Origin of the sequence: Fluoribacter gormanii (assembly GCF_900156395.1) — a bacterium.
GTDB lineage: Bacteria > Pseudomonadota > Gammaproteobacteria > Legionellales > Legionellaceae > Legionella > Legionella gormanii.
In genome coordinates, this window is sequence record NZ_FTNL01000002.1 from 204,928 (window position 1) to 230,359 (window position 25,432).

Here is a 25,432-nt window from a genome sequence, read left to right on the forward strand (position 1 = left end):
GAGTTTAGATTAAGGCTTGATCTTCTATCAAGCTACAATGTTTCGCATTGCGAGTATAGTATTATTTTGATAAAGGACTACAAGGTATGCCAGAATATTACTTCAATGCCCGTGATCAACAGGGTAAAGCACTGAGTGGGCAACGAAATGCGATAAGTGCCGAAGATCTCGCCAATCAACTGATCAGTGAGGGCCTTATACCGCTAGATATTTCTGTAAGTACTGGTAAAAAATCAACTACGTCTACTGCTTCAAGTACCAAAAAAAATTGGTTTGCCCCTAAAGTCACTTTAAATGATTTGCATATATTTTGTCACCAGATGTATTCACTAATCCATGCTGGGATTCCTATTGCATCTGGGATAACTCGGCTTGCCGAGACTACGCGCAATAAAACCTTAGCCGAGGCGTTGCAAAAAGTAGTTATCTCCTTAAATAAAGGCAGTTCACTGAATATGGCCATGAGGCAATTCCCAAACATTTTCTCTGATTTCTTTCTTAATTTGATTATTATTGGCGAAAATACGGGTAATCTTGATAAGATTTTTCTCCATCTTGCTGAATATCTTGAGATGGAAGTGGATATTACAAAAAAAGTAAAATCTGCTTTGCGATATCCCCTAATGGTGATTGGAGCAATTATTATAGCATTGCTCATCATTAATGTTTTTGTTATCCCTGCCTTCGCTAAACTCTATGCAAATATGCATGGTATTTTACCATTGCCGACACGCATTCTCTTAGCCACTTCCAATTTTATTATCCATTATTGGTATCTTTTAATTGGCATCGTTGTGTTAGCTATATGGGCTATTAGATCTTATATCCATTCGCCTAAAGGGGCAGTTCAGTGGGGAAAATTCCAGCTTAAAATTCCGGTTATCGGATGGCTTATCCATCGAATATTACTTACGCGATTCGCCCGACTTCTTTCTCTGGTATTACGTGCGGGCATCACGGCTGTAGATGGTATTCAAATGGTAGGTGCATCAACTAATAATGCTTATATGTCTTCACGAATACAAGGAGTTACTGATTTAATAGCTAAAGGAAATACAATTTCGGCTGCTATAGATAAAACCAATCTTTTCCCTCCTCTAATTATTCAGATGATCGTACTTGGAGAGGAGAGTGGTACCATCGATCACCTACTTGATGAGGTGGCAGAGTATTACCAACGTGAGATCAATTATGATATTGTACGTATAAGTGACACTATTGAGCCTATTTTATTGGTAATCATTGGTGGCATGGTATTGGTTCTTGCATTGGGAGTATTTTTGCCAACATGGAACTTAGCTTCTTTGGTGAAACAACAATGATAGATGTGAAAAAATTCTACTCTCTATCGCGGCTCCATAGTGTAATGTAACTCATTTTAATTGCTATTCCTATGAACCTATTTATACGTTTTTTAGATTTGACTCAGGTTTATATTGAGGGAGCTTCGGTGTAGAGCGCTCTTCTCAATATTCAGCTGATTGTTGAGCTATACTGTAAGAATAGGAGTTGTTACTTTTAAGATAGATTTGTTTCAGTGGTGCCATAATGAGAACATTTTGGGGCTGGTAACTTGTAACAAATTACTGCAGAAAGAGTTAAAAATGGACTAACAAATTATTAAGGATACTTGAAATGAATAAGCAAAAAGGCTTCACTTTAATTGAGTTAGTTGTGGTGATGGTCATATTAGGAATTTTAGCTGCTTATGCAATTCCCAAATTTTATGATTTCAGCTCACAAGCAAATATTGCAGATCTAAATGGTTTAGCTGGAGCGTTAAACTCAGCTAATGTCACTGCTCATGGCGCCGCCTTAGCTACGGGTCAAACTGGAGCTACTGGCTCAATAACCATGGAGGGTGCTACTGTTGGATTGGTTTTTGGTTACCCATCCGCTGCGGGTATTGTGAATGCAATGAATGTGTCGAGTGCCTTTGCTGTATCTACCTCAGGTACTTCAACAACTTACACACTCAAAACGAATTGCACGGTGGTATATACTCAAGCAACCAGTGCTACAACTCCTCCAACTGTGGCAGTGAACACTGGTGGATGTTAATTTTAGTTCTTATTCGCTAAATTAGTCTAGGCATCGCCTAGCCTACATTAACCCCATGTGCAAGCACATAGGCTACTGAATATGAAATATAATGTTGGGTTAAAATTCGGAAGAGTAGCCTTGATTTTACTTCGCTTCACTCTGACTTCTCTTTTTTTAGAACATAACTACCTGGTGCGTCCATTACCGATTTTAATGGCAATTGGTTAAAATCAGGAGCAGGTATGAGTTTTCCTGAATGAGTTTTTAACCATTTTAACCATTCTGGCCACCAAGAGCCTGAGTGTTCTGTTGCTTGCTCCAGCCATTTTTCTGCATGGGCTGGGGAATGATTATTGACCTTATAGCCGTATTTTTTCATTTCAGGTGAATTGATAATTCCTGCTATGTGTCCGGATCCACCAAGTACAAAACGTTTAGGGCCATTCATAAGTTGAAAGCCCACGTAAGTAGTTTTCCATGGAGCTATATGATCTTTTTCGGTAGAAAGGAAAAAGGTTGGTATATCAATGGTACTGACGTCAATTGGGGTATGATTAAGATGAATTTTACCTGGTTTTACCAGATCATTATGCAAATACATCCATCTTAAATATTGGGAATGCATAGTTGCAGGCATGTTGGTGGAATCTGAGTTCCAATACAATATGTCAAAAGGAACCGGGTTTTTACCACGCAGATAATTTTTAATAAAGAAAGACCAAATTAAGTCATTGGCCCGGAGTGAGTTAAAACTTGAGGCCATGAATTTTCCAGCAAGATAACCTTTAGATTTCATTTCATCTTCCAGTTTTGCTATTTGCTGTTCATCAATAAAAACGGCAATATCGCCTGGATCACTAAAATCAATCATAGACGCCAAAAAGGTTGCACTACGAATGGAGTTATCTTGTTGTGCTTTATTATAAGCAAGTAACATCGATAGAAGTGTTCCACCGATACAAAAGCCCATAGTATTAACCTGCTTTATACGGAGCTGCTTTTGAATCATACTAATCGCGGTTAATGGTCCTTCACTTAAATAATCGTATAGACTTTTATGAGAGAAATTGGAGTCTGGATTAACCCAAGAAATGATAAATACAGTGATTCCTTGTTTGACTAACCACCCAACAAGGGAATTATGTGGGCTTAAATCCAGAATATAATATTTGTTTATCCAGGGGGGGATAATAAGAAGAGGGATAGACTTTACTTTAGTGGTTTGTGGCGTGTATTGAATCAGCTCCATCAGGTTGTTACGAAAGACTACTTTTCCCGGAGTAATGGCAATGTTTTTACCGAGCTGAAATGCCTCTGTATCGGTCATTTTAATCATGAGGCGCGGTGAACCAACTTCTAGATCAGAAAGTAAATTATGAAGCCCATGCAATAAGTTTTTGCCATGACTTTTCAATGTTTCATCCATGATTTGAGGATTCGTATGAAGAAAGTTAGCCGGGGATAACGCATCTAGATATTGCTTGGTAAAAAATTGGAGACGCTTTGCTGTATTTATATCAGGGTATTCTATCCGCTCAAATAAGGTATTCATATGTTGACTGGCTAAAAGGTAATGCTGAGTTAACATATTAAAAAAAGGATTGTTTATCCAGTCTTCTTCATGAAAGCGTGGATCATTTATGGGCATGGGGGTTCCATTTAACCAATATTGTAATTGGGTTTGTGCTAAATTAAATGCGTCTTTCCAGTATGCGAGTTGCATTTCCCAGATTTTTTCAGGATTCTGCAGAAGGATACTCATTACATTTTGGAAATGTTCCGTTAACTCAATATACTGATTGATTATTAAGGGAATTTGTAAAGGAGTTTCTTTTATATCAGAAATAATTTGCAGACTTTTTGCTGCTATAGCCTGCAATAACTCACCAAGTTCTTTGTCGTGGGTCATCCTAACTCCTGTGGACAAATAATTTTGTATATTATTTTGGTTTGTTTATCGTTATGGATCAAGAGTTGTATGTCTGGAAAATTTATTATTTACCAATCTCTCGTTCTTCCTTCATGCCAAAAATAACCGCTTTCTTTTTTCTTGTTAACCAATTCAAAGAGTTCGCATGCCGTATCCGAAGGCAGTTTGGGGGCGTTATTTTTTCCCATATCCGTCCTTACCCAACCTGGGTCAAAACTCGAGACAGTAACTCCAGGAAGTCTTTTGGCCAGGAGTAGAGTATACATGTTGATGCAGGATTTTGACATTTTGTAATGAGGTACTGATGCTGAGTCATTTGAACTAAAAGCGCCCCATCCCGAAGAGATATTGATTATTTGGGCGTTGGGATTTAACTTTGGAATGCATTGTTCGGTTAACTCAATAGTTCCAAAGACATTAACCGAGAATGTTTCTCTTAACTGACGCATGTTAATTTTTTCTTCATCCCAATCTTCAAGTAGAATGGCTGCATTATTAATTAATACATCAAATTTTGGTAATAGTTCAGCGAAATGATTAATTTGTTCTGCATCCATCAAATTAAGCGGATGAATGTTTAAATTCTTGTGTTTTACAGGAGTATCACCATGTGTTGAAGTTCCAATAACGAGCCAGCCATTCATTAAAAATAATTTGGCTGTTTCAAGGCCTATCCCCCGACTAATCCCTGTAATTACAAGAGTATTCACTGTCTATTTTCTCCATAAAGTACTTCTGTAATTTCACTGCCTTTAAGTTAAGAATCTGTTCTTGGCTACGTTCAGCGACTAGTTGGCGGGAGGCCAGTGATAAGCCTTAATGGCAATACTATGTCACCTGAGTGACGCGACGCAGAACTCGGAGAACCTGATCCATTAAACGCCCGGGTTTTGCTCGGCTTCACCCAGTCTACACATGTATTTTGTTTCTACAGATCAATGTTTGAAGTGGCGGATTCCGGTGAATACCATAATTATTCCATGTTCTTCAGCGCAAGCGATAATTTGTGCATCTCTGATTGAACCGCCTGGCTGAATAATAGCAGAAATCCCAGCTTCTGCAGCAATCTCTATTGTATCCGGAAAAGGAATAAATGCGTCAGAAGCCATGACTGAACCACGGGGGGCAAATCCCATTTGTGCTGCCTGCCAAAGGCCAATACGAGCACTCATAACTCGGCTGGTTTGACCTCCACCGATACCAATTGTTGCTGCATCTTTAGCATAAACAATCGCATTAGATTTCACATGTTTTACTGCAAGCCAGGCAAACATTAAATCATTCATTTGCTGTTCAGAGGGTTTGTTCTGGGTCTTGACCTTAAATTCATAACTTCCGAGTGAAATAGAGTCATGTTCTTGTACCAGCAAGCCCCCATCTACTTTTTTCATGTTCAAACGAAATGCATCATCGTGTTTCCAGGCTCCAGTTGATAAAACACGAATATTTTCTTTACCTGCAAGAATTATTTTTGCCTCATCACTGATCTCAGGAGCTAGAATAACTTCTACAAATTGGTTGTCGAGAATGGTTTTTGCAGTAGTGCCATCCAATTTTTGGTTAAAGGCGATGATGCCACCGTAGGCCGATGTTGGATCACATTGAAAAGCCTTCAGATAAGCGTTAAGAGGAGAGTCACTTACTGCAATCCCACAAGGGTTTGCATGCTTGATAATTACACAAACGGGTTTTTCGCAAGAAAATGATTTAGCGCAATCCAACGCAGCATCAGCATCTAGAATGTTGTTATAGGATAATTGCTTGCCTTGAATCAATTGGGCAGAGCCTAAAGAGCCGGATGAAACTTTTTTATCAACATAAAAAGCGGCTTGTTGGTGTGGATTTTCTCCATAGCGTAGGTCGGTTATTTTATTAAATTGGCATGTTAGTACTTCTGGAAAACCACAGGGAGTATGCTGGGCATCTAAGGTGGTCAGATAATTAGTAATTGCTGCATCATAAGCGGCAGTATGAGCAAATGCTTTTTTTGCCAGTGTGAATCCCCAATTGGAAGGAACTTTTCGGCTTTTTAAGTAGTGAATGAGTTCGGCGTAATCTTCTGGTTTTACCACTACGAAAGTGTTTGCATGGTTTTTTGCTGCTGAGCGAATCATGGCGGGTCCGCCAATATCGATATTTTCTATAGCCTCATTGAAATTACAGTCAGGTCGACTGATGGTTTGTTCAAATGGATATAAATTAATAACAAGCAAATCGATGGGTTTTATGGAGTGCTCTTTGAGCGTTTTTTCATCTTTCTTCCCACGTGCGAGTATACCTGCATGAATAGCTGGGTGTAAGGTTTTTACTCGACCATCGAGCATTTCAGGAAAGCCTGTACACTCACTAACATCGATGACTGGTAATTTATGTTCTTTGAGTAATGCCGCAGTATTTCCCGTTGCGATAAGTTCCACGCCCATTTGATGAAGTACTTTGCCCAATTCCACTATACCCCGTTTATCAGAAACACTAAGCAGAGCTCTTTGGGGTTTAAAGGCAGAGAAAGCATATTCTTGGACCATTATAATTTCCTTAACTAAGTTTAGCCTGAGTGAGGCGCAGCGGAACCCGGGAAATTCAGAGTATAATCTCAGGTTAGGTTTTTGCACTACCAAAACAAGATCAACGACAATTTAATCTGTTTTATGAGTAAAAGCCAATAATGACCATCCATTAAGGTTTTCCTGATGGATCGCAGTAAACATTGGAGCGTAGGTTTCAATGAGCTTAAACGCTTGTTCTTCCAATATTCCTGATACAATAAGCATCCCTTTAGGGGTTAGCAATTGTTGAAAGCGTTCTTTCAGTGTAATTAATGGTGCTAACAAAATGTTTGCAATAATCAAATCTACAGGCTCGTGTGCTACATCGGGCATGCTGATTAATAATTTGTGTTCATCAAGTCTGTTTGCCGATGCATTGCTTCGAGTTGCCTGCAGAGCTTGTTGATCGATATCGATTGCATGTACTTTTGCCGCCCCTAACTTTAATGCGGCCAAAGAAAGTATCCCTGAGCCACAACCGTAATCAATCACGGATTTATTCTTTAAATCAGCTTGTTCCAGCCAGGTTAAACATAAGGCAGTGGTAGGATGAGTTCCAGTTCCAAATGCCAAACCAGGGTCTAACATTAGATTAACCGCATCGGGTTCCGGAGGAGTTGACCAAGTGGGGCAGATCCATAGGCGTTTGCCAAAGCGTTGTGGTTTGAAATCATCCATCCAAGCTCGTTCCCAATCCTTATCTTCCAGAACCTCTAGAGTACAAGTTAATTTGGGGTAAGCGTGCGTTAAGTGATCGCGAGTATATTGCGCCTGGAACACTTCTGAAAATAGAGCCTGAATAACAACTTCAGGCCATAATGGTGTTGTTCCTGGTTCAGGCTCAAGAACAGGATTGTCATTTTTATCGGTGAGCATAATGGACAGCGCACCGAATTCCTCTAACTCCTCGCTAAGCAGTTCTATTTCTTGGCTTGGGCAATGTTCTATTTTTAATTGAAACCACACAGCATTAATCCTTCAACATTTTTTCCAGATAGTGAATATTGGTACCACCTGCTATAAAAGATTGGTCATGGAAAATACGCTGATGCAATTCAATATTGGTTTTTATACCGTCAATAATGATTTCATCGAGCGCGTTTCGCATTCTTGCAATGGCTTCAGCACGAGTTTCTCCATAACTAATCAGTTTACCTATCATGGAATCGTAATTTGGCGGAACGGTATAGCTGCTGTATATATGAGAATCAAAGCGAATACCTGGGCCTCCAGGTTGATGTAATAATTTTATTGTTCCTGGTGAGGGCATAAACGTTCTTGCATCTTCAGCATTAATTCGGCATTCAATTGCATGACCACGCAGTTTTATGTCTTCCTGGGTGAGTGTCATCGGTATATCACTGGCAATTTTGATTTGTTCTTTAATCAAATCAATTCCCGTGATCATTTCAGTTACGGGATGCTCAACCTGGATTCGTGTATTCATTTCAATAAAATAAAAACATCCATCTTGATATAGGAATTCAAAAGTTCCCGCACCACGATATTGCAGTTCTTGGCACGCCTTGACTACAGAGGCACCAATTTTATTTCTTAGCTCAACACTGATTCCGGGAGCCGGTGCTTCCTCTACTACTTTTTGATGTCGTCTTTGCATCGAACAATCACGCTCACCAAGATGAATGGCTTTACCTTTACCATCTCCTAGCACTTGGAATTCAATGTGACGTGGATTTTCGAGGAACTTTTCCATGTAAACAATGGGGTTATTAAATGCAGCTTTGGCCTCACTACGGGTAAGTGCTATGGCATTAAGCAGATTTGCTTCAGCATGTACAACACGCATACCACGTCCACCGCCACCTCCCGCAGCTTTAATGATTACTGGATAACCAATTTTTCGAGCAATTTCCAGATTGAGTTGATCATCATCAGATAAGGGGCCGTCTGATCCAGGAACACAAGGAACTCCGGCAGCTTTCATCGCATTGATAGCAGACACCTTATCCCCCATGAGGCGAATGGTATCACCTCGAGGACCAATAAAACGAAATCCACTCTGTTCTACTACTTCTGCGAAATCAGCATTTTCAGAAAGAAACCCATAACCAGGATGAATTGCTACAGCATCAGTAATTTCAGCAGCAGAAATTATCGCAGGGATGTTGAGGTAACTTTTTTGTGCTGGAGCAGGGCCTATGCATACGGTTTCATCTGCGAGACGAACATGCAATAAATCTTTATCTACATCTGAATGTACGGCTACAGTCTGAATGCCAAGCTCTTTACATGCGCGCAAAATGCGAAGAGCGATTTCACCTCTGTTGGCAATAACAATTTTACTGAGCATGAATGCACCCTCTATTCTATGACAAACAGGACCTGATCGTATTCAACAGGTTCACCATTAGCGACGAGTATTTCAACGATTTTACCGGCGCGATCCGCTTCAATTTCATTAAACATTTTCATTGCTTCAACAATACATAGAACATCACCTGCTTTGACTGTTTGACCAAGGGTCACAAAAGGTGGACTTTCTGGTGATGGGGAAGTGTACATTGTACCCACCATAGGCGAGCGAACTTTGTGACCTGAAACCGTAGGTACCGGTTTACTTTCATGGTGAGAGGGTATTGCTGGAGCAGGAATACTATTCACAGCAGGATATGACTCCTGGCGTGGTGCAGGAGAAGAAACATAGTGAACCTGAGGCGGTTCTATCGCTGGTGCGCTGCTATGACGGCTTAGTCTCAGCGATTCTTCACCTTCTTTAATTTCAATTTCAGAAATGCCAGTTTCTTCCAGCAATTCAATTAATTTTCTGATTTTACGAATGTCCATTATTTGATTCTCTTTCAATAATTGATGTTAATGCTAATAAATATCCTTGCGCACCCAAACCACTGATAGTACCTTGTGCAATATCTGAGAAGTAGGAATGGTGGCGAAAAGGTTCGCGGGAATAAATGTTACTGATATGTACTTCAATAAAGGGAATTGCAACAGCACATAAGGCATCCCTTAAAGCCACGCTGGTATGTGTAAATCCTGCGGGATTAAAAATTATATAATCTATTTTGTCGATACTTGCTTGGTGAATTATTTGAATTAAATCTGCTTCAGAATTGCTTTGATGGTAGTTTAATGCAAATCCGGCTTTTGTTGCTTCTTTGACTAGACGAGAATTAATATGATCTAATGTTGTAGCTCCATAAATTGAAGGTTCTCGAGTTCCCAAGAGGTTCAAATTTGGTCCATGTAAAACCAGAATTTTTTTCATGTTTTAGTTAGTATCGAGCAATTTTTTGCAGATTTTGCCTTATCTTCCTGAAATTGTCTATATATCTCCGAAGATATCTACATGATCTCTACTTTTTTTATATTTTTTGGGGGGCCTATACCTGTGTATAAATTAAATCATTTGGAGACAATAAAGTAGGCAGGATTTTACTTCTGCGTTGACACATATCGCAAGGATCAAGATAAATGACTGAATTTCGTTGGCCGAATGAGACTATCAAGACACAATAATTCGATAAAATGAATTTTTCTTTTTTAAAAATCACACCATTCGAGAAATTCTTTGGAATCGAAAGTTTTTCATCACGCCAATATTTTCATATGGGTATGCTGTTAATCATTAAATAATAATTTCAAAAATTATAAATTTATGCTAGCTTGGATAGGTTTTTTAGAGTTATTGGTTGTGTTCACAGGTGTGACTCACTGTTGAAACCAATCAAGTTATTTGTAACTTGATTTTAAGGATTAATTGGTTTGGCAGGGGATGAGTTGCTTTCAATTTAGATTAAGTTGCAAAGAAGGAGTGGGTTTCCATGCATCATAATTACTATTTATCTCCCTTGGCTGTTGCACTGGCTTTAGGAATAGCATCTTCTGCGAGAGCCGCAGAACCGATGCCTTTACAGAAGGCATCTCTTGAGCAAGTAAAGCAAAAGTTTGCTTTGACGACACAAGGTGTTGCAGTTGCCAAAGACAGTTTACGCTTTATAAGCGAACATACTGACAGTAATAAAGTAACTCATGTTCGTATGCAACAACAGTATGAAGGATTTCCTGTTTATGGTGGTTATGCAATTATGCATAGCATGTATACAGCACAATCATTAACCAAAGCACAGTCAAATGTAGCAATGAATGGTGTTGTTTATAAAGGTCTGCAAACCGAATTGGGACAACCTGATGCTTCTTTTGTGAAAAATGCGGATTCAGCGTTACAACAATTTAAAGCCAAGTATGCGGGTAAAGATGTAAGTGATGAAAAAGTCACTCCTATGGTTTATATCGATGCTCAGCATAAAGCACATTGGGCTTATAAAGTGAGTGTTCTAGTTGCTCATAGAGATCAAATTCCAGAGCGCCCAACTGCAATTATTGATGCAGAAACTAACAAACCGTTTGTCCAATGGAATGATATTAAAACAGGTAAAAGCTCGGTTAATGGCGCCGGTTTTGGTGGAAATAATAAAACAGGTTTCTATCAATATGGTGTCGACTTACCTTATCTCGATGTAACACGTGATGCGGGTAGTGAATCGTGCTTTATGGAGAATACTGATGTCAAAGTAATCGACATGGATCACAGATACAGTTCAAAACGCAGAGCAATGAAATTCAATTGTCCAACCAATGACTCTAATATTTACCTCACTGGTTATAGAGGAGATGGTTATGACAAACAAAACGGAGCCGCTTCTCCAACGAATGATGCATTGTATGCAGGTCACGTAATTAATCACATGTATAAAGAATGGTATAACACGAATGCACTGAGTAATTCGGATGGTTCTCCAATGCAATTAGTTATGCGGGTTCACTATGGTGAAGGCTATGAGAATGCATATTGGGACGGCCAGCAGATGACTTTTGGTGATGGCGATACCATGATGTATCCATTGGTCTCTTTGGGCGTAGGAGCACATGAAATCAGTCATGGTTTTACAGAGCAACACTCTAACCTTGAATATTATGGACAATCAGGTGGTATGAATGAGGCGTTTTCTGATATGGCCGCTCAAGCAGCAGAGTATTATTCTGTAAATAAAAGCACCTGGCAAATCGGCGGCGAGATCATGAAAGAAGACAGTGGCTGGGATGCATTACGTTATATGGATAAACCAAGCCGTGATGGTGAGTCTATTGATACTGCTGATGAATATTATGGTGGTCTTGATGTTCATTATTCCAGTGGAGTATACAACCATTTATTCTACATATTAGCCAACCAACCAAGTTGGAATACCCGATTAGCTTTTGATGTTATGGTTAAAGCCAACATGGATTACTGGACACCCTATTCAAATTTTGATGAAGGTGGCGAAGGTATAGTAAGTGCCATATCTGATCTGGTAGCCGGTGACCCGAACCATGAGAGATATCCTGCAACGGCTATTTGTGACGTTAAAAAGTCATTAAATGAAGTTAAAATCACCACTAATATGGATGGTTGTAACTAATCTGTGTGGATAATAAAATCAGCCAGAAGTTTGCTTATAACTTCTGGCCGTTCCATGTGAACATGATGTCCACCATCCATTTTTTTAATTGTAAGATTTTTTACCGCTTTAATTCGATTAGCAATGATTTCAGTATCAAAAGAAAATCCTCGGCTGGATAATATTAAACAGGTTTTTGCAGTAATTTCTTGTAAGCAAGAAAGTACTTGGGGTTCTGTCATACGCAAAGGCGAGCGTACTAATAAACGTGGATCATGCCGCCAATAAAATTTACCGTGTTTTTCTACTAAGCTTCGTTCACAAAGAATTTTTGCAATGTCTAAAGAAACATATCCTTTAAAGGCGCGTGCAAGAGCTGCGCTATTTATACTGTCATATCCTTTGGATTTCTTGCGTTGTTGAGCAAGAAAACATGCATAATCTCTTAATTGCTGGCATGCAGTTTCAGCAGGATGAGAAAATGGTCCTAAACCCTCAATCAGGCTTAGAGAAAGAAATCGTTCGGGGATTACACCTCCAACCAAGCTTGCTAGACAAGCGCCCATTGAATGTCCTAATAGATGGAGCTTATCAAGTTTTAGCGCATTGATTAGTTCGATGACCACAAAAATACCATCAAAAAAATGATAGTGGCATCCTTCGGGAAGATGCGAGGAATAGCCATGCCCAGGTAAATCAACGGCAATAAAATGAAAATCATTCTCTAAATATGGCGCAAGAGGAGCAAAACTGTTTGCATTATCCAACCAACCATGTAGTGCTAGGATAGTCGGCTTATCGGGGGTTCCCCAGGTTTTGCAGGCTAGAGAAAAACCCGGAATGTTAAGGTTTAATGTGTTCATTTTATTTATTATTTTTTTATTAATATTCATGATCATTATATCTCTACCGCAAATAGGAGAGCTATAATTCATTATAGAATGAATAAGAATTTTTTACTGAGTCGTTGTACTTATCACAATAACTTGATGCTCATAACTTTTGAGTAAAGTAGGTAATTGAAGTGGATACAGTACAATTTTTTTATGCATTTAGTGTTATGCTTAATCCATGAACTTGAATCGAGTAAACTATGCAACAAGGAACACATAGCGTTTCATTAATTACTTACAATATTCATAAAGGTTTTGGTGTAGGTGCTGTACGGTTTTTACTTCCTAAAATGCGAGATGCCATTACTAGCTTACAACCTGATTTTGTTTTTTTACAAGAAGTTCAAGGTGAACATATAAAAAGACAAAAGCGAATTAATGCTTGGCCTGATTCACCGCAATTTGAGTATATTGCTGAAAATATTTGGCCCCATTATGTTTATGCAAAAAATGCCGTATATGAGTCAGGACATCATGGAAATGCAATTTTAAGTAAATATGCTTTTGAACGATTTGAAAATATTAATCTTGCAAACATACGCAGAGCCTCTAGAGGGATATTACACGCTCAACTGAAACTGGACAACGTCACCATTCATTTGTTATGTGTGCACTTAGGCCTTTTTAAAGCAGAGCGTATGGTGCAATGTAATGCTTTAATGCAACGTATAAAGGATGTTGTTCCACCAGATGAGCCTCTGCTGATGGCAGGAGATTTCAATGATTGGCGTACTATTATTTCTAAGCCTTTGGCTGAGGACTTAAATATAGAAGAGGCTTTTGTCTCAGTGGAGGGCCAGCATGCGCGCTCTTTTCCTGCAATCAAACCAGCGCTTTGCATTGATCGTGTCTATTTTCGTGGAATGAAAGTTCAAGAAGTAGCTTGTTTACATGGCAAGCCTTGGCGAATGCTTTCTGATCATTTGCCACTTTATGCGCGTTTTGAATTGATTAAACCCTTGTAGTTTTAAACCATAAAAGCCAGTTTCGAAGTGCGCTACAAACAGCAATATATTAATTTCACCATAAATAAGAGGTTCTATAAAATTTCCCACAAGAAGTAAACTCATAAAATAAATAGCAGTTAAATAACGTAATGATCGGTTTATTTTAGGTATGTAGTCATAGAAACCAAACCAGTGGCAATCCAGCAAAACATAAGAAAAACATTGATAAATTAAGATCAGTAAATAACCACTCTAAATTTAATACTCGCTGTGCATAGGGGAAGCTTATTGAGCAATTGAGTGAATGATCAAAAGGAGTTTGTTCGAAGGTACGAGTAACTACATAATACAAAAAGGTTTAGCCTAATAACAAAGCAATTGTTATAAAACAGGATTTATAATCTAGCAAATCCTTATTCATTTTTTTTCTAAAAATTGCTTTTTCTTAAAATACTATCTTGCACCTATTTTTGATTTTAGAAAATTCTTGAATTTATATTTTTTGGGGATTGGTTCAATGTAAAAACCTTCCCCAAAAACAAAGATTATTCCATTTTGTTGTTGTATTCACCTACACAGGCTAGGCTATTCAACCGAGCACGTTTTAATAATGCTTCTTGTGCTTTAGCAATATTGGCCTTATTTCCACCCCAGGCAGCTAAACAATCCTCTTGTAATGCTCGCCCGAAAGAAAAGCTGAGTAGCCAGGGTTGATGGTCTATGCTATTAATCGCATTTAAATTTGCTGTAGCTTGTTGCGGTGTTTGTCCCCCAGATAAGAAATTAATTGTTGGTACAGCAGCAGGTACATTATTACGGAATACACCGATTGTGTAGTCAGCAATTTCATCAGGTTCACTGAAAGGGTTATGTGCTTTACCACAGGTTACCATGCTTGGTTTTAAGATAATATGTTCTAATTCAACCTGGTGGATAAATAAAGCGTGGAATAGCTCATGCAGCACAATTTCACATACTTCTGCACAATGTTCAATACTGTGATCTCCATCCATAAGCACTTCAGGCTCAACTATGGGAACAATTCCTGCTTCCTGGCAAGCTGCAGCATAACGAGCCAGATTTTCCGCTCCTGTTTTAACTGCAGTTAAACTGGGAGTAAATTCAGAAATTGAATAAACATTTCGCCATTTAGCGAACTTTGCACCTAATTTTTTAAAATGTTGCAAACGTTCAGATAATCCATCTAAACCTTGAGTGACTTGTTCTCTTTCAGTATTAGCTAAAGTAACTAATCCTTTATCTACTTTGATGCCAGGAACGATACCTTTGTCAGCAAATAGTTTAGGAATAGCGGTTCCATGCTCATCAGTTTGGCTAAAGGTTTCTTCAAATAAAATAACCCCGTTAATGTATTGTTCCAAATCAGTTGTCGTTGCAAGCAGAAGTCTATAATCTCTTCGGTTTTCTTCGGTATTTTCAATACCAATTGAAGCAAAACGCTTACCTATTGTTGAATTGCTTTCATCTGCAGCTAAGATTCCTTTACCTTCTTGCAGCATCTGCTCCATAGTATTAGATAGTTCTTCATAATTCATATTGTATTTGCTCCTGATTGATTATCTAGATATATATTTTTCACGAATAATTTGTTGCATGGCAAAACCCTGGTCTTTTAATGAGTTAAATGCTTCATCGATCATACTGGGATTTCCACATAAATAAACAACATCGCGCTGAGGATCAAGGTTTAGCGTAGGAAAAGCATGTTGCACGTAGCCACTGTACTCATTTTCATTTAATTCATGCGCTGGCTGCCTGCTTAGATAGGGTCTAAATGTGACTCTAGGATATTTTTGAGAAAAAGCATAAAACTCGTTGGCATAGAGAATTTCTTCCCGTCGTTGTACTCCTTGCAGAATAACCACTTCGAGTGCAGGATGTTGTTCCATGAGTTCACCTAGCTCTTGGAGCATTGCTCGATAGGGGGTCACTCCTGTACTCGTAGCAACCAGGATAAATCGAGCAGGTATAGCCTCTTTGATAATTAAGCGACCATAGGGTCCGCTGATCTGAATAGTGTCTCCAGGTTTTAAATTATAAAGAAATTCGGTACCGGGACCATTTGCAAAATAACCTGCTGCGATTTCAATTTGATTATCTTGTTTTGGCGAATTGGCTATACTATAACTACGTTTTAATGATTTTCCTTGATGTTCAAAGTGAATGGTAATAAATTGTCCAGGTAAATAATTAAAATAGGGTGCAACTTCACAACCAAAAATGAAGTGTTTTACTTTAGGAGAGATCATAAATGACTCTTTTAAAGTGATGGGGAATGTATTTATTTGCATGACGAATATCAACTTTACCGTAAAAACTAGAGATTATAACTCTGAACTAAAGTTAATATAAGCAAAAAATTATGCATTACACGTTTTAACGGCATATAATTATATTATGAATACACCAGATCTTATAGCTATTATAGGCAATTTCAGCCGTTCTTTATACCCGGTGCAGCATTTAATTAGTGGGGGTGCGTACATACTGGGCATCTTATTTTTTTTGACTGCTATTTCCAAACTTAGAAAAATTGCAGATCACAGGGCACAGTCTTCATCGCAGGAAAAGATGTATAGTCCCATGATGTACTTATTATTTGGAGCGGTTCTCCTTTATTTACCCACGGCCCTAGATGTTATGGCGAATACGACCTTTGGAGTAGGTAACATTTTAACTTATACATCATATAATCCATCAAATATATTCAGTTCTATGGGTTTGGTGATACAAACAGCAGGAGTATTATGGTTTGTTCGTGGAAGTGTATTGGTTGCACAGTCGAGTCAGCCAGGGACTCAGCATGGGCCTAAGGGCTTGGTATTTATAGTTGCCGGGGTATTGGCAATGAATTTTGATAACACCATCGCGATGTTAAATTACATAATGAGTTCTATGGCTCGCTGGACTATGGCAATTACAGCAAGTCAAGGATATTAGCGGCCTCTAACTTTCTTCTCCACAGATTCTTAAGTTATTTGCTTTGGCAAAATCAATAATGGATTGATACAACAAAGGACTGGACTCTTTAAGTTTTGGGTCGAGTAAGACACATTGGTATCCCTCACTATTAACACTGGGTCGTAATAGGGGTGAATAGTGAATGCGGCTGTTCTTAAAGCTTGCTAGCGAACCACTCATCCTTTCTGCCCAATCGCTGGGTCTAAAAGTTTTCCCTTGGTCAGTTATTCCTTCTATAATAATTGTCTTATTTTTAGGTGTAGCCATAGCTTATTATACAATATAAATACAGTATGCTAAGTATACCATCATATGCTGGCGGCTGTACTGTAATTTATTCATTTTTTACATAAATAAATTTGTGTTAAATTTGGTTTTCAAAAGCACTTTTTATCCCTATTATGTCAACATATTCTAATTGGCATTTTTTTGAAGGTTATTAAGAATGGAAAAAGAAAGTCATTCTGGTATTTATTTGTTGCCTAATCTGTTTACAACGGCCAGCCTGTTCGCAGCATTTTATTCCCTTGTTGCATCAATGAAAGGGCAATTTGAAGCCTCTATCATCGCTATATTTATTGGTATGATTGCCGATGGTTTGGATGGGCGAGTTGCCCGCTTAACTCATACGCAGACTGAGTTTGGCGCTGAATATGACAGCTTATCCGATATGGTCACTTTTGGCGTTGCGCCATCATTACTGGTATATAATTTAATTTTAAGTCAGTTGGGAAAAGTTGGCTGGCTGGTTGCTTTCGTTTATACAGCCGCCGTTGCTCTGCGATTAGCGCGCTTTAATACCCAGCTTGAAACAGCAGACAAACGATATTTTCAGGGATTGCCTTGCCCACCAGCTGCTGCTGTAATGGCTTCTTTTGCTTGGTTATGCCATCAAAATGAATGGCAGAATATGTTTGTTGCCATATTAACTGCAATTTTGTCATTAGTTGTTTCAGGTTTAATGGTTTCTAACTTCCGCTATTACAGTTTTAAGGAAGTAGATTTTAAGGGAAAAGTTCCATTCCTGTACGTCTTGGTGATGATTATTTTATTTGTAGCCATTGCAGCAAATCCTTCGGTGGTTTTATTTGTCGGCTTTACTGTTTATGCATTATCTGGATTGCTTATGACTTTACTGGCTTTGCAAAAAATGAGAAAGCAACGAAAGAATTCTGAGAAGTAAACTACAAAAAAACAAAGAACAATTTAGGATTGATTTTCAGAAAGGATTATTATTTCAATCCTAATTACTCACCTTCGCCAAAATAATTATTAATTAGATTAGTCAAGGCCTCATTCATTTGCACTTCATCCGGGCCCTCTATTTCCATAATGAGTTCACTACCTTTATTGGCTGCAAGCATCATAACCCCCATAATGCTTTTTCCATTAACGGTTTGCGAGTTGCTGGTTACACCAATTTGGCTTTGGAATTTTGCTGCTGTAGAAACAAATTTCGCCGAAGCACGTGCGTGTAAGCCCAACTTATTAATTATTTTAATCTTAGTTTTAATCATAGTGCCCGCAATGTACCACGAATTAAGTAATAAGTGTAGCTGGGGCAGTAAAGTGAAATCTATAATAACAAGAGGTTTCTCTTCGCTGCGCCTACGGCTACTGCCTATCTTGGCCAAACTGTCCTGATTTTAAATACGATCAAATACGCTGTGTATGTGTTTCGCTAGTTACGAATTAGGGCATTTTGGCTCAAGCTAGCAAATGTAAACTACCTGTATTTCTTAATCATGGTGTTTATGGTTTTTTTCTTTATGTTTGCTCAGTTGACGTTCCAGTTTGTCAATCAAAGCATCAATTGCAGCATATAAATCTTCAGATTCTGAAGTTGCATGCAGTTCACCTTTGTTTACATGAACAGTTGCTTCAGCAATTTGACGTAGTTTTTCTACATTAAATACTACATTAATGGATTTGATTTGATCAAAGTGACGCTCCAGCTTATCGAATTTTTCTTCGGTAAATGCTCTGAGGGCAGGAGTAACATCAATATGATGTCCAGTGATGTTAATTAGCATAAAAAAATCTCCTAGTTACATAGAACCATGATGAAATCATGATCCTTAATTAATTACAAATTATTTTTCGTTCATTAGATGGAGCAATTCCCATTGCTTCACGATATTTTGCTACGGTTCGTCTTGCTACTTTGATACCCTGTTCTTCCAATAATTGGGTAATTTTACTGTCACTTAACGGTTTTTTTCTATTCTCCGCGGAAATTAATTTTTTTATCACAGCACGTATCGCTGTGGAGGAGCATTCATCTCCAGCATTGGTATTGACATGACTTGAGAAAAAATATTTAAGTTCAAATACTCCTCTAGGGGTATGGATAAATTTTTGCGTGGTGACACGAGAGATTGTTGATTCATGCATATCCAGAGCAGAAGCAACGTCATTGAGAATCAATGGTTTCATTGCTTCTTCACCATATTCGAGAAATCCTTGCTGGTATTCCATGATACATGTGGCTACTTTAAGCAGTGTTTCCTGACGGCTCTGGATACTTTTTAAAAACCAACGTGCTTCTTGTAGGTTATTTTTCAAAAATTGATTGTCTGCACTATTATCAGCTCGTTGAATTAAAGATGCATATTGGTTATTAATACTCAAATTCGGAAGCACACTTTGGTTGAGTTGTACTTTCCATTTATTATTGACTTTTTTAACTGTTAAATCTGGAATAATGTATTCTGTAATGTCTTCATGAATTAAATTACCAGGCTTGGGGTTTAATCCTTGAATTGTTTTCAATACATCATCAACCGTTTTTTCGCTAATCTGATGATTTTTCATTAATTGCTTATAATTGTGTTGGGCCAGCAATTCGATGTCTTTAGCAATAATTTTTTTAGTCAGTGCCAAATGTTCAACATTAATAGGAAGTTGTTCTAGTTGGACAAGTAGTGTTTCTGCGAGATTCATAGAAGCACAGCCTACGGGATCAAATAATTGCAAACGATGTCTTACTGCTTCTATTTCATCCAAATCGAGTGGGTGAGCGTCGCTGGTAAGACTTGCATGTAATTCCATTAGGCTTAAGGTTAGAAAACCATCGTTATTCACTGCATCAATGATGGCCGTTGCGATCGCTCGATCCACATCACTCATAGGGGAAAGTTCCAGCTGCCACCTTAGATGATCTTGTAAGTTGGTCGTCGTGCAATGTAAGTTGTCGAAATTATAGTCATTATCTTCAAATGCTGCGCGTTTACTTGGACTTTGGTAGAGTTCCGACCATTGAAAGTCATAAGATTCATCGTTATCTTGTTGTTTTACTTCATTAGTTTCAAATCCTTCTTTATCTTCGTTTGGCGTTGCTTCAAGCATTGGATTTGATTCAACAATGAGTTGGATTTCTTGCTGTAAATCGAACGTGGATAATTGTAACAGTCTTATTGCTTGCTGTAATTGTGGTGTTAGTGTTAAATGCTGTCCAATGCTTAGTTGCAATGATGGTTTCATGCAAATCCTCTTTGTATTCATTGCTATTTATTATCAGTTTAAACGATTCGTAAGGATTATCCAGTATCTACTGCGTTAATTTAGAAAATTACCTCTGAACGAATGGCATTTTAATAAATGGTTTAAAGGGGATTTAGAAACTAATATAGAACAAAGCCTGATGCATATCGTAATGACTTACTAGAACCCAACTTACTTGGGTTAAATAATTTTGTAGAATCGTGAAGATTTGGCTGAGTTAAAAATAAATAAAAGCCCCATAGAATATGGGGCTTAATTATTATTTAACTTTTTTCTCTTTAAAAAGAACATGCTTACGTACTTTTGGATCGTACATCATAAGCTCCATCTTTTCAGGATGGTTTCTTGGGTTTTTAGTTGTAGTTTTATAGTATCCAGTTCCTGCTGTGGATTCCATTTTCACTTTTATAGTGACGGCTGCCATGGTTTATCCCCTTAGTTATACTTTTTCGCCTTCAGCTCTGATTCTATCCAGAACTGCTTTAATACCTAACTTGTCTACAATACGCATACCTTTGGTGCTGAGTCTTAATGTGACAAATCGTTTTTCTTCTTCAACCCAGAAACTATGGTTCTGAATATTCGGCAGAAAGCGTCTTTTAGTTTTGTTGTTAGCGTGCGACACTTTATGACCAGTCATGGGTCGCTTGCCAGTTACCTGACATACTCTAGACATTGTGTTACTCCAAAATAGGTTTTAATTTGCTTGTCTTTGTAAAATTCTGGGCAAATAGCCGGATATGAAATACAAGAGCGGTTTTATATCAAAAAAATGCATTAGTTGCAAGATTTTTGTAAAAACATATAATTCGTGCTTTGACAAATAATGAGTGCAATTTATGCAGCGCAAGATAAAAAGTTATGTCTTAAGGGCTGGCCGGGTAAGTAATCGGCAGCGGCAAGGATTAGATCATTGGTTTAAAAATTATGAGCTTTCCGTTGGTGGAACTCCATGGAATTTGGCAGAAGAGTTTCACCGCATTGCAGATACAGTTGTTGAAATAGGTTTTGGCATGGGAGCGTCATTGTTGACTATGGCTCAAAATAATCCCGAACTTAATTATATAGGAATAGAGGTACATCAGGCTGGTGTGGGTAGCTTGGCTGCTGATTTGCATAAATATCAATTATCTAACGTACGGATTGTTGCTCATGATGCGGTTGAAGTATTCCGCACTCAATTGCTGGACAATTCACTTGCTGGTGTACAAATATTTTTTCCAGATCCTTGGCATAAAAAGCGTCATCATAAAAGACGTTTAATTCAGAAAGAATTTATTCAATTATTGGCAAAAAAAATCAAACCGGGAGGGTTTATTCATTGTGCAACGGATTGGCAAGACTATGCAGAGCACATGTTAGATGTTTTATCCACTGAGACTACTTTGCAAAATACACGCAAAGAAGGTGGATACTCACCTAGACCTTTGTCGCGCCCACTTACAAAATTTGAACAACGCGGCGAGCGCTTAGGACATGGGGTTTGGGATTTAATTTTTACTAAATTAGATGAAAATTCCTAATTAGTTTGGAACCACAATTTTTGAAGAATTGATGATTTTGTAGAAATTTTAACTATCCTTTTGATCTTCTATTGTCCAATGTGTAATATGAATCCGGATGGAACATTACAAAGGACGTAATATGGAATTTATCACTGAAATAAATGCAGCTATAAAATCAGGATTAGACAGATTTAAAAAATTCATTGACCAAAAGCTGCAAGTAGATACCAATTATCTTGAGCATCCATTCTGGATGAAAGAAGGTGCTCAAGTAACCGTTTTGAATTATCTGATCCAACAACATCAGAGAAAAGACGAAGATTCTGTTGATAAAAAAATGCCTTCTGATCTAACAGAATTTATTGATGTGGTTCTTGGAAGAATCCGGAATAAAAATATTGGTCAGCCTTTGCACCAAGCGATTGCTATGGGAAAGGTACAGCTAGTTCTTCATCTTTTGGATACCAATATTTTTGATGTCAATCAGCGTGATGAAGAGGGGCGCACCTTATTGTCTTTGGCTTTGCCTACTAAAAACCGCCAATTATTGAAAAAAATCTTAGCCTCTAAACCTGATGTTAATGCGACAACACGCCTTACAAATGCACGTATTTCTTTCCAACCCTTGCATCAATCCATAGCATTGGATTTTGCTTCAGGAGTAATCAATTTAGTAAGAAGCGGTGCAGATGTGACCAATCCTGTGGGGGCAATGAAAGATACTCCAGTGCTCTTGGCAGCACGAAAAGGCAAGATTAAGGCTCTTGAAGCTTTGTTAGAGGAGGCTCCAGCAGAAAAGCTGAAGCTCGACGCGGAAAATATTAAGTCTTCAGAAGGTAAGAGATTCGGCGATAATGCAATTGAAGCCCTTTGTAAACAGTTGAACCTTAATCGGAACAACAAAGATTTGCTGCGGGGGGTTGCTATGTTGCTTTGTCGTGGCGCTGAACCTCCGCGAAGTGATGAACTATGTCAATTATTGGCAGATAAACGTAGTGATTTGCTCAAGGAAATCGATCGTTATATGGATACTCGACCCGAATTGGTTGATCCTTTTGTGAACCGATGCCATTTAACTAATAGTGCATTGTATAAAATAATCTATGTGGATCATTCGTGGGGAAGTACTTTACGCCAGCTTTTTGGTAGGCCTAGTGACGCAGCCTTTGCAATAGAACGATTAGTCACCCGTAAATACAGCCGACGTCACGAAGGGAACACTCAAACTTCTATATTGCCAACAGTCGCTGCAGTGCCATTAAACGGAGATGAGGCTCCATTTAAGCTCTACGCAGAATTTGTACGACGTTATAATGAAGCTTATGAGAATCAAAAAATTACCAATCCTTGGAGCACAATGCGTTGGATGATTGCTGAAGGAAAATGTAATTGGGATACAATAAAGCAATACGCTCGTACCCATCAAGGAACCAGGACTCAAATTATCTATGACGATATGTTTAAGACCTTGCCGAAAATGGAGATGCATGAACAAATCGAGAGCTCGGTTTTAGAGGTTGAAGAACAGCATAATCCGATTGAAAATAAGTTATAATAAAACAAATTTTAATTAACAGCGGCATGCTTTCATAGAGATGGAAGCCACAAGAGGGCGTTTTGAGGGTACCATCTCTAAGTAAATAATAAATGTATGTATGCATTGAATTAAAATTTAAAAATTAATAGTAGTCTTAATTTATTTTTTGGGGTTAGTCATTATGAATATTAGTTTATTCCTTTTAATGATGATTTGTTTTATTGGTATGATTAGTCCAGGACCGGATTTTATACTTGTTACCAAAAACGCTTTGTTTTACCCCAAGCGACAGGCTTTAGCAACGGCTTTCGGTATTGTCACTGGATGCCTTTTTCATGCTACTTATTGCATTTTGGGGTTGGCGTTCATTATCACACAAAGCATTGTCCTTTATACAACTATAAAATATGCAGGCGCATGTTATTTAATTTATCTTGGATTAAAAGGTCTAAAATCCAAACAATCTTTAGCAATACATCAAGATCTTAGCACCATGAAAAATATAACAACTTCGAAAGCTTATATCGAAGGAGTTTTGTGTAATGCTTTAAATCCAAAGCTTGCAGTTTTTCTCTTCAGCTTGTTTACTCAGTTCGTCTCAATTAATGCATCAATGGGCGATAAGGCTTTAGTTGCTGGAGTGTTTATTGCTGAGTCCGCTTTGTATTGGCCTTTATTAGTTTTATTCCTGCAATCCAATAAAGTCCGAATGATATTCGCTAATTTTCAAGCCGTTTTAAGTCGGTTGTTTGGTGGTTTATTGGTTTATATAGGAATTCGCGTGATGTTGAGCGCGGATTAATTGTTGATGAGAAATAGAATGTTGAAAACAGCCTTAGGTTTAAAAAAAGCAGAATTAGATACCCCGTGCTTGTTAATTGATAAAAATATTTTGCACTCCAATTTAGAAATCATGAGGAAGCATTCTATTAAAAATAAGGTTAATGTCCGGCCACATTGTAAAACGCATAAGTGTTCTAAATTAGCTCAGTTACAGATTGAATACGGTGCAATAGGTGTTAGTGTTGCAAAAATTTCCGAAGCTGAGGTTCTTATTCAGAATGGACTGCCCAATGTCTTGATTACTTCGCCGATTGTTACGGACAATAAGATTTCTAGGCTCATCTCCTGTTTGGAGCAAGCACCCTCTACTTTAATAGTTGTAGATAATAAAGAAAATATAGTTGCTTTAAATGAAGCTGGCGCACGCCATAAGAAAATGATTCATGTTCTGGTGGATGTAGATCCAGGGATAGGACGTACTGGGGTTAAGCCAGAATATGCCTTAAATTTTGCTTTGGAAATGAAGCAATTTCCGTGGTTAAACTTGATGGGAATTCAATGTTATGCCGGTAATTTACAACATATATCTTCCTTTGATGAGCGCAAAATTAAGTCATTGCAAACGATGCAAATGGCAAGTGACCTTGTAAAATGCTTTAGAGAAAATGGCCTTAATTGCCCCATATTAACAGGAAGTGGAACAGGAACTTATGATATTGATGTTGAGGCGACAGAAGTAACTGAGATTCAACCTGGCTCTTATACGGTTATGGATGTTCAATACACTTCTATTGGTTCCCAAAGTAATGAAGAGCAATTTAATGCATTCAAACCGGCAATGACCCTTTTGACCACAGTCATTAGTAATAATAGAGCAGAGCATGTTACTGTTGATGCAGGTACAAAATCGATTTATGTCGATCAATGCAAACCTCAAATTATTAGTCACCAGGGCCTGAAATATGATTGGGGAGGATTTGGTGATGAGCATGGTAAGGTTACAGCAGTAAACGGTGCTCAATTACCTGGATATGGTGAGGTTTTAGAACTGATTGTTCCTCATTGTGATCCAACAATTAACTTATTTGATCAATTCTTTATTACTGAAAATGATATTGTAGTAGATGTTTGGGATATTGACCTCAGAGGAAAATGTCAGTAGGTCCCCAAACTCCTGACAAGATTTTTACAAAAGTACCAAATGTCAACATGCCCTAACTATCTCATTAAATTTTTCTTGCTGAATTAACCGTTTGAAAAAGCATATTTTATGGAAAATTAAGAATCCAGATCGAGTTAATTATACTAGGAAAACTTGCTTAAACTTCACATACCCCATAGA

Annotated in this window: 26 protein-coding genes; 10 read left to right on the forward strand and 16 right to left on the reverse strand. The window is 38.1% G+C overall.

Translation table 11 applies throughout. From position 1 onward, the window contains the following. Nucleotides 1–86 precede the first annotated feature (86 nt). Both BW930_RS02325 and BW930_RS02330 read left to right on the forward strand, forming a co-directional pair. Entirely contained in the window at nucleotides 87–1,322 is a 1,236-nt protein-coding gene (locus BW930_RS02325; protein ID WP_058466595.1) for a type II secretion system F family protein, read from the forward strand. Nucleotides 1,323–1,635: 313 nt separating this feature from the next. Then, the gene (locus BW930_RS02330; protein WP_058466594.1) at nucleotides 1,636–2,061 is read left to right on the forward strand and encodes a type II secretion system protein; all 426 of its coding nucleotides are present in this window, start codon (nucleotides 1,636–1,638) and stop codon (nucleotides 2,059–2,061) included. Between the two features lie 136 nt (nucleotides 2,062–2,197). Here BW930_RS02330 and BW930_RS02335 read toward each other — a convergent pair whose 3' ends face one another. From BW930_RS02335 to aroQ, 7 genes are all read right to left on the reverse strand, one after another. Next, on the reverse strand, nucleotides 2,198–3,952 hold the full coding sequence (locus tag BW930_RS02335; RefSeq protein ID WP_058466593.1) for a PHA/PHB synthase family protein: 1,755 nt from the start codon (nucleotides 3,950–3,952) through the stop codon (nucleotides 2,198–2,200). Nucleotides 3,953–4,041: 89 nt separating this feature from the next. Next, nucleotides 4,042–4,683 carry an SDR family NAD(P)-dependent oxidoreductase gene (locus tag BW930_RS02340; protein WP_058466592.1) on the reverse strand — a complete coding sequence of 214 codons (642 nt, stop codon included), beginning with the start codon at nucleotides 4,681–4,683 and terminating at the stop codon, nucleotides 4,042–4,044. Nucleotides 4,684–4,908: 225 nt separating this feature from the next. Next, a complete protein-coding gene (purH, locus tag BW930_RS02345; protein WP_058466591.1) occupies nucleotides 4,909–6,498 on the reverse strand; it encodes a bifunctional phosphoribosylaminoimidazolecarboxamide formyltransferase/IMP cyclohydrolase in 1,590 nt (529 codons plus the stop codon). Between the two features lie 111 nt (nucleotides 6,499–6,609). Then, on the reverse strand, nucleotides 6,610–7,485 hold the full coding sequence (gene prmA, locus BW930_RS02350; RefSeq protein WP_058466590.1) for a 50S ribosomal protein L11 methyltransferase: 876 nt from the start codon (nucleotides 7,483–7,485) through the stop codon (nucleotides 6,610–6,612). Between the two features lie 4 nt (nucleotides 7,486–7,489). Further along, entirely contained in the window at nucleotides 7,490–8,830 is a 1,341-nt protein-coding gene (accC, locus tag BW930_RS02355) for an acetyl-CoA carboxylase biotin carboxylase subunit (RefSeq protein WP_058466589.1), read from the reverse strand. 11 nt (nucleotides 8,831–8,841) lie between these two features. Then, nucleotides 8,842–9,324: an acetyl-CoA carboxylase biotin carboxyl carrier protein gene (accB, locus tag BW930_RS02360; RefSeq protein WP_058466588.1), complete on the reverse strand. Its 483-nt coding sequence runs from the start codon at nucleotides 9,322–9,324 to the stop codon at nucleotides 8,842–8,844. Continuing rightward, nucleotides 9,311–9,763 carry a type II 3-dehydroquinate dehydratase gene (gene aroQ / locus BW930_RS02365; RefSeq protein ID WP_058466587.1) on the reverse strand — a complete coding sequence of 151 codons (453 nt, stop codon included), beginning with the start codon at nucleotides 9,761–9,763 and terminating at the stop codon, nucleotides 9,311–9,313. Before aroQ ends, accB begins: the two co-directional genes overlap by 14 nt. A 556-nt stretch (nucleotides 9,764–10,319) precedes the next feature. Between aroQ and proA the strand changes: the two genes are divergently transcribed. Next, entirely contained in the window at nucleotides 10,320–11,960 is a 1,641-nt protein-coding gene (proA, locus tag BW930_RS02370; RefSeq protein ID WP_058466586.1) for a zinc metalloprotease ProA, read from the forward strand. Here the strand turns inward: proA and BW930_RS02375 are convergent. Further along, nucleotides 11,957–12,802: an alpha/beta fold hydrolase gene (locus BW930_RS02375; protein ID WP_058466792.1), complete on the reverse strand. Its 846-nt coding sequence runs from the start codon at nucleotides 12,800–12,802 to the stop codon at nucleotides 11,957–11,959. The two genes, proA and BW930_RS02375, sit on opposite strands and share 4 nt — an antisense overlap. A gap of 230 nt (nucleotides 12,803–13,032) precedes the next feature. Between BW930_RS02375 and BW930_RS02380 the strand changes: the two genes are divergently transcribed. Continuing rightward, nucleotides 13,033–13,797, forward strand: coding sequence for an endonuclease/exonuclease/phosphatase family protein (locus tag BW930_RS02380; protein WP_058466585.1), 765 nt, complete (start codon nucleotides 13,033–13,035; stop codon nucleotides 13,795–13,797). Nucleotides 13,798–14,324: 527 nt separating this feature from the next. Here BW930_RS02380 and BW930_RS02385 read toward each other — a convergent pair. Together BW930_RS02385 and BW930_RS02390 are read right to left on the reverse strand one after the other, a co-directional pair. Further along, entirely contained in the window at nucleotides 14,325–15,335 is a 1,011-nt protein-coding gene (locus BW930_RS02385; protein ID WP_058466584.1) for a class I fructose-bisphosphate aldolase, read from the reverse strand. Between the two features lie 21 nt (nucleotides 15,336–15,356). Beyond that, complete coding sequence (locus BW930_RS02390; protein WP_058466583.1) at nucleotides 15,357–16,091, reverse strand: ferredoxin--NADP reductase; 735 nt, start codon at nucleotides 16,089–16,091, stop codon at nucleotides 15,357–15,359. 106 nt (nucleotides 16,092–16,197) lie between these two features. Between BW930_RS02390 and BW930_RS02395 the strand changes: the two genes are divergently transcribed. Next, nucleotides 16,198–16,740 carry a hypothetical protein gene (locus tag BW930_RS02395; protein WP_058466582.1) on the forward strand — a complete coding sequence of 181 codons (543 nt, stop codon included), beginning with the start codon at nucleotides 16,198–16,200 and terminating at the stop codon, nucleotides 16,738–16,740. Between the two features lie 6 nt (nucleotides 16,741–16,746). On the opposite strand, the gene BW930_RS02400 is transcribed toward BW930_RS02395, so the two are convergent. Further along, nucleotides 16,747–17,028 carry a DUF3579 domain-containing protein gene (locus BW930_RS02400; protein WP_058466581.1) on the reverse strand — a complete coding sequence of 94 codons (282 nt, stop codon included), beginning with the start codon at nucleotides 17,026–17,028 and terminating at the stop codon, nucleotides 16,747–16,749. A gap of 178 nt (nucleotides 17,029–17,206) precedes the next feature. Between BW930_RS02400 and pssA the strand changes: the two genes are divergently transcribed. Next, entirely contained in the window at nucleotides 17,207–17,944 is a 738-nt protein-coding gene (gene pssA / locus BW930_RS02405) for a CDP-diacylglycerol--serine O-phosphatidyltransferase (RefSeq protein ID WP_058466580.1), read from the forward strand. A gap of 64 nt (nucleotides 17,945–18,008) precedes the next feature. Here pssA and BW930_RS02410 read toward each other — a convergent pair whose 3' ends face one another. From BW930_RS02410 to rpmB, 5 genes are all read right to left on the reverse strand, one after another. After that, nucleotides 18,009–18,278, reverse strand: a complete 270-nt coding sequence (locus BW930_RS02410) for an HPr family phosphocarrier protein (RefSeq protein ID WP_058466579.1) — start codon at nucleotides 18,276–18,278, stop codon at nucleotides 18,009–18,011. 222 nt (nucleotides 18,279–18,500) lie between these two features. After that, complete coding sequence (gene hpf, locus BW930_RS02415; protein ID WP_058466578.1) at nucleotides 18,501–18,794, reverse strand: ribosome hibernation promoting factor; 294 nt, start codon at nucleotides 18,792–18,794, stop codon at nucleotides 18,501–18,503. 49 nt (nucleotides 18,795–18,843) lie between these two features. Further along, entirely contained in the window at nucleotides 18,844–20,244 is a 1,401-nt protein-coding gene (locus BW930_RS02420) for an RNA polymerase factor sigma-54 (protein WP_058466577.1), read from the reverse strand. A gap of 280 nt (nucleotides 20,245–20,524) precedes the next feature. Next, entirely contained in the window at nucleotides 20,525–20,689 is a 165-nt protein-coding gene (rpmG, locus tag BW930_RS02425; protein WP_003635328.1) for a 50S ribosomal protein L33, read from the reverse strand. A 15-nt stretch (nucleotides 20,690–20,704) separates the two neighbouring features. After that, complete coding sequence (gene rpmB / locus BW930_RS02430) at nucleotides 20,705–20,941, reverse strand: 50S ribosomal protein L28 (protein WP_058466576.1); 237 nt, start codon at nucleotides 20,939–20,941, stop codon at nucleotides 20,705–20,707. A 163-nt stretch (nucleotides 20,942–21,104) separates the two neighbouring features. Between rpmB and trmB the strand changes: the two genes are divergently transcribed. From trmB to BW930_RS02450, 4 genes are all read left to right on the forward strand, one after another. Beyond that, nucleotides 21,105–21,788 carry a tRNA (guanosine(46)-N7)-methyltransferase TrmB gene (gene trmB, locus BW930_RS02435; RefSeq protein WP_058466575.1) on the forward strand — a complete coding sequence of 228 codons (684 nt, stop codon included), beginning with the start codon at nucleotides 21,105–21,107 and terminating at the stop codon, nucleotides 21,786–21,788. A 121-nt stretch (nucleotides 21,789–21,909) separates the two neighbouring features. After that, nucleotides 21,910–23,325 (forward strand): Dot/Icm T4SS effector AnkC/LegA12, encoded by a 1,416-nt coding sequence (ankC, locus tag BW930_RS02440; RefSeq protein ID WP_058466791.1) that lies wholly within the window; start codon nucleotides 21,910–21,912, stop codon nucleotides 23,323–23,325. 163 nt (nucleotides 23,326–23,488) lie between these two features. Continuing rightward, nucleotides 23,489–24,109, forward strand: a complete 621-nt coding sequence (locus BW930_RS02445) for a LysE family translocator (protein WP_058466574.1) — start codon at nucleotides 23,489–23,491, stop codon at nucleotides 24,107–24,109. An 18-nt stretch (nucleotides 24,110–24,127) separates the two neighbouring features. Further along, the gene (locus tag BW930_RS02450; protein WP_058466573.1) at nucleotides 24,128–25,252 is read left to right on the forward strand and encodes a DSD1 family PLP-dependent enzyme; all 1,125 of its coding nucleotides are present in this window, start codon (nucleotides 24,128–24,130) and stop codon (nucleotides 25,250–25,252) included. The last annotated feature ends 180 nt before the right edge of the window (nucleotides 25,253–25,432 follow it).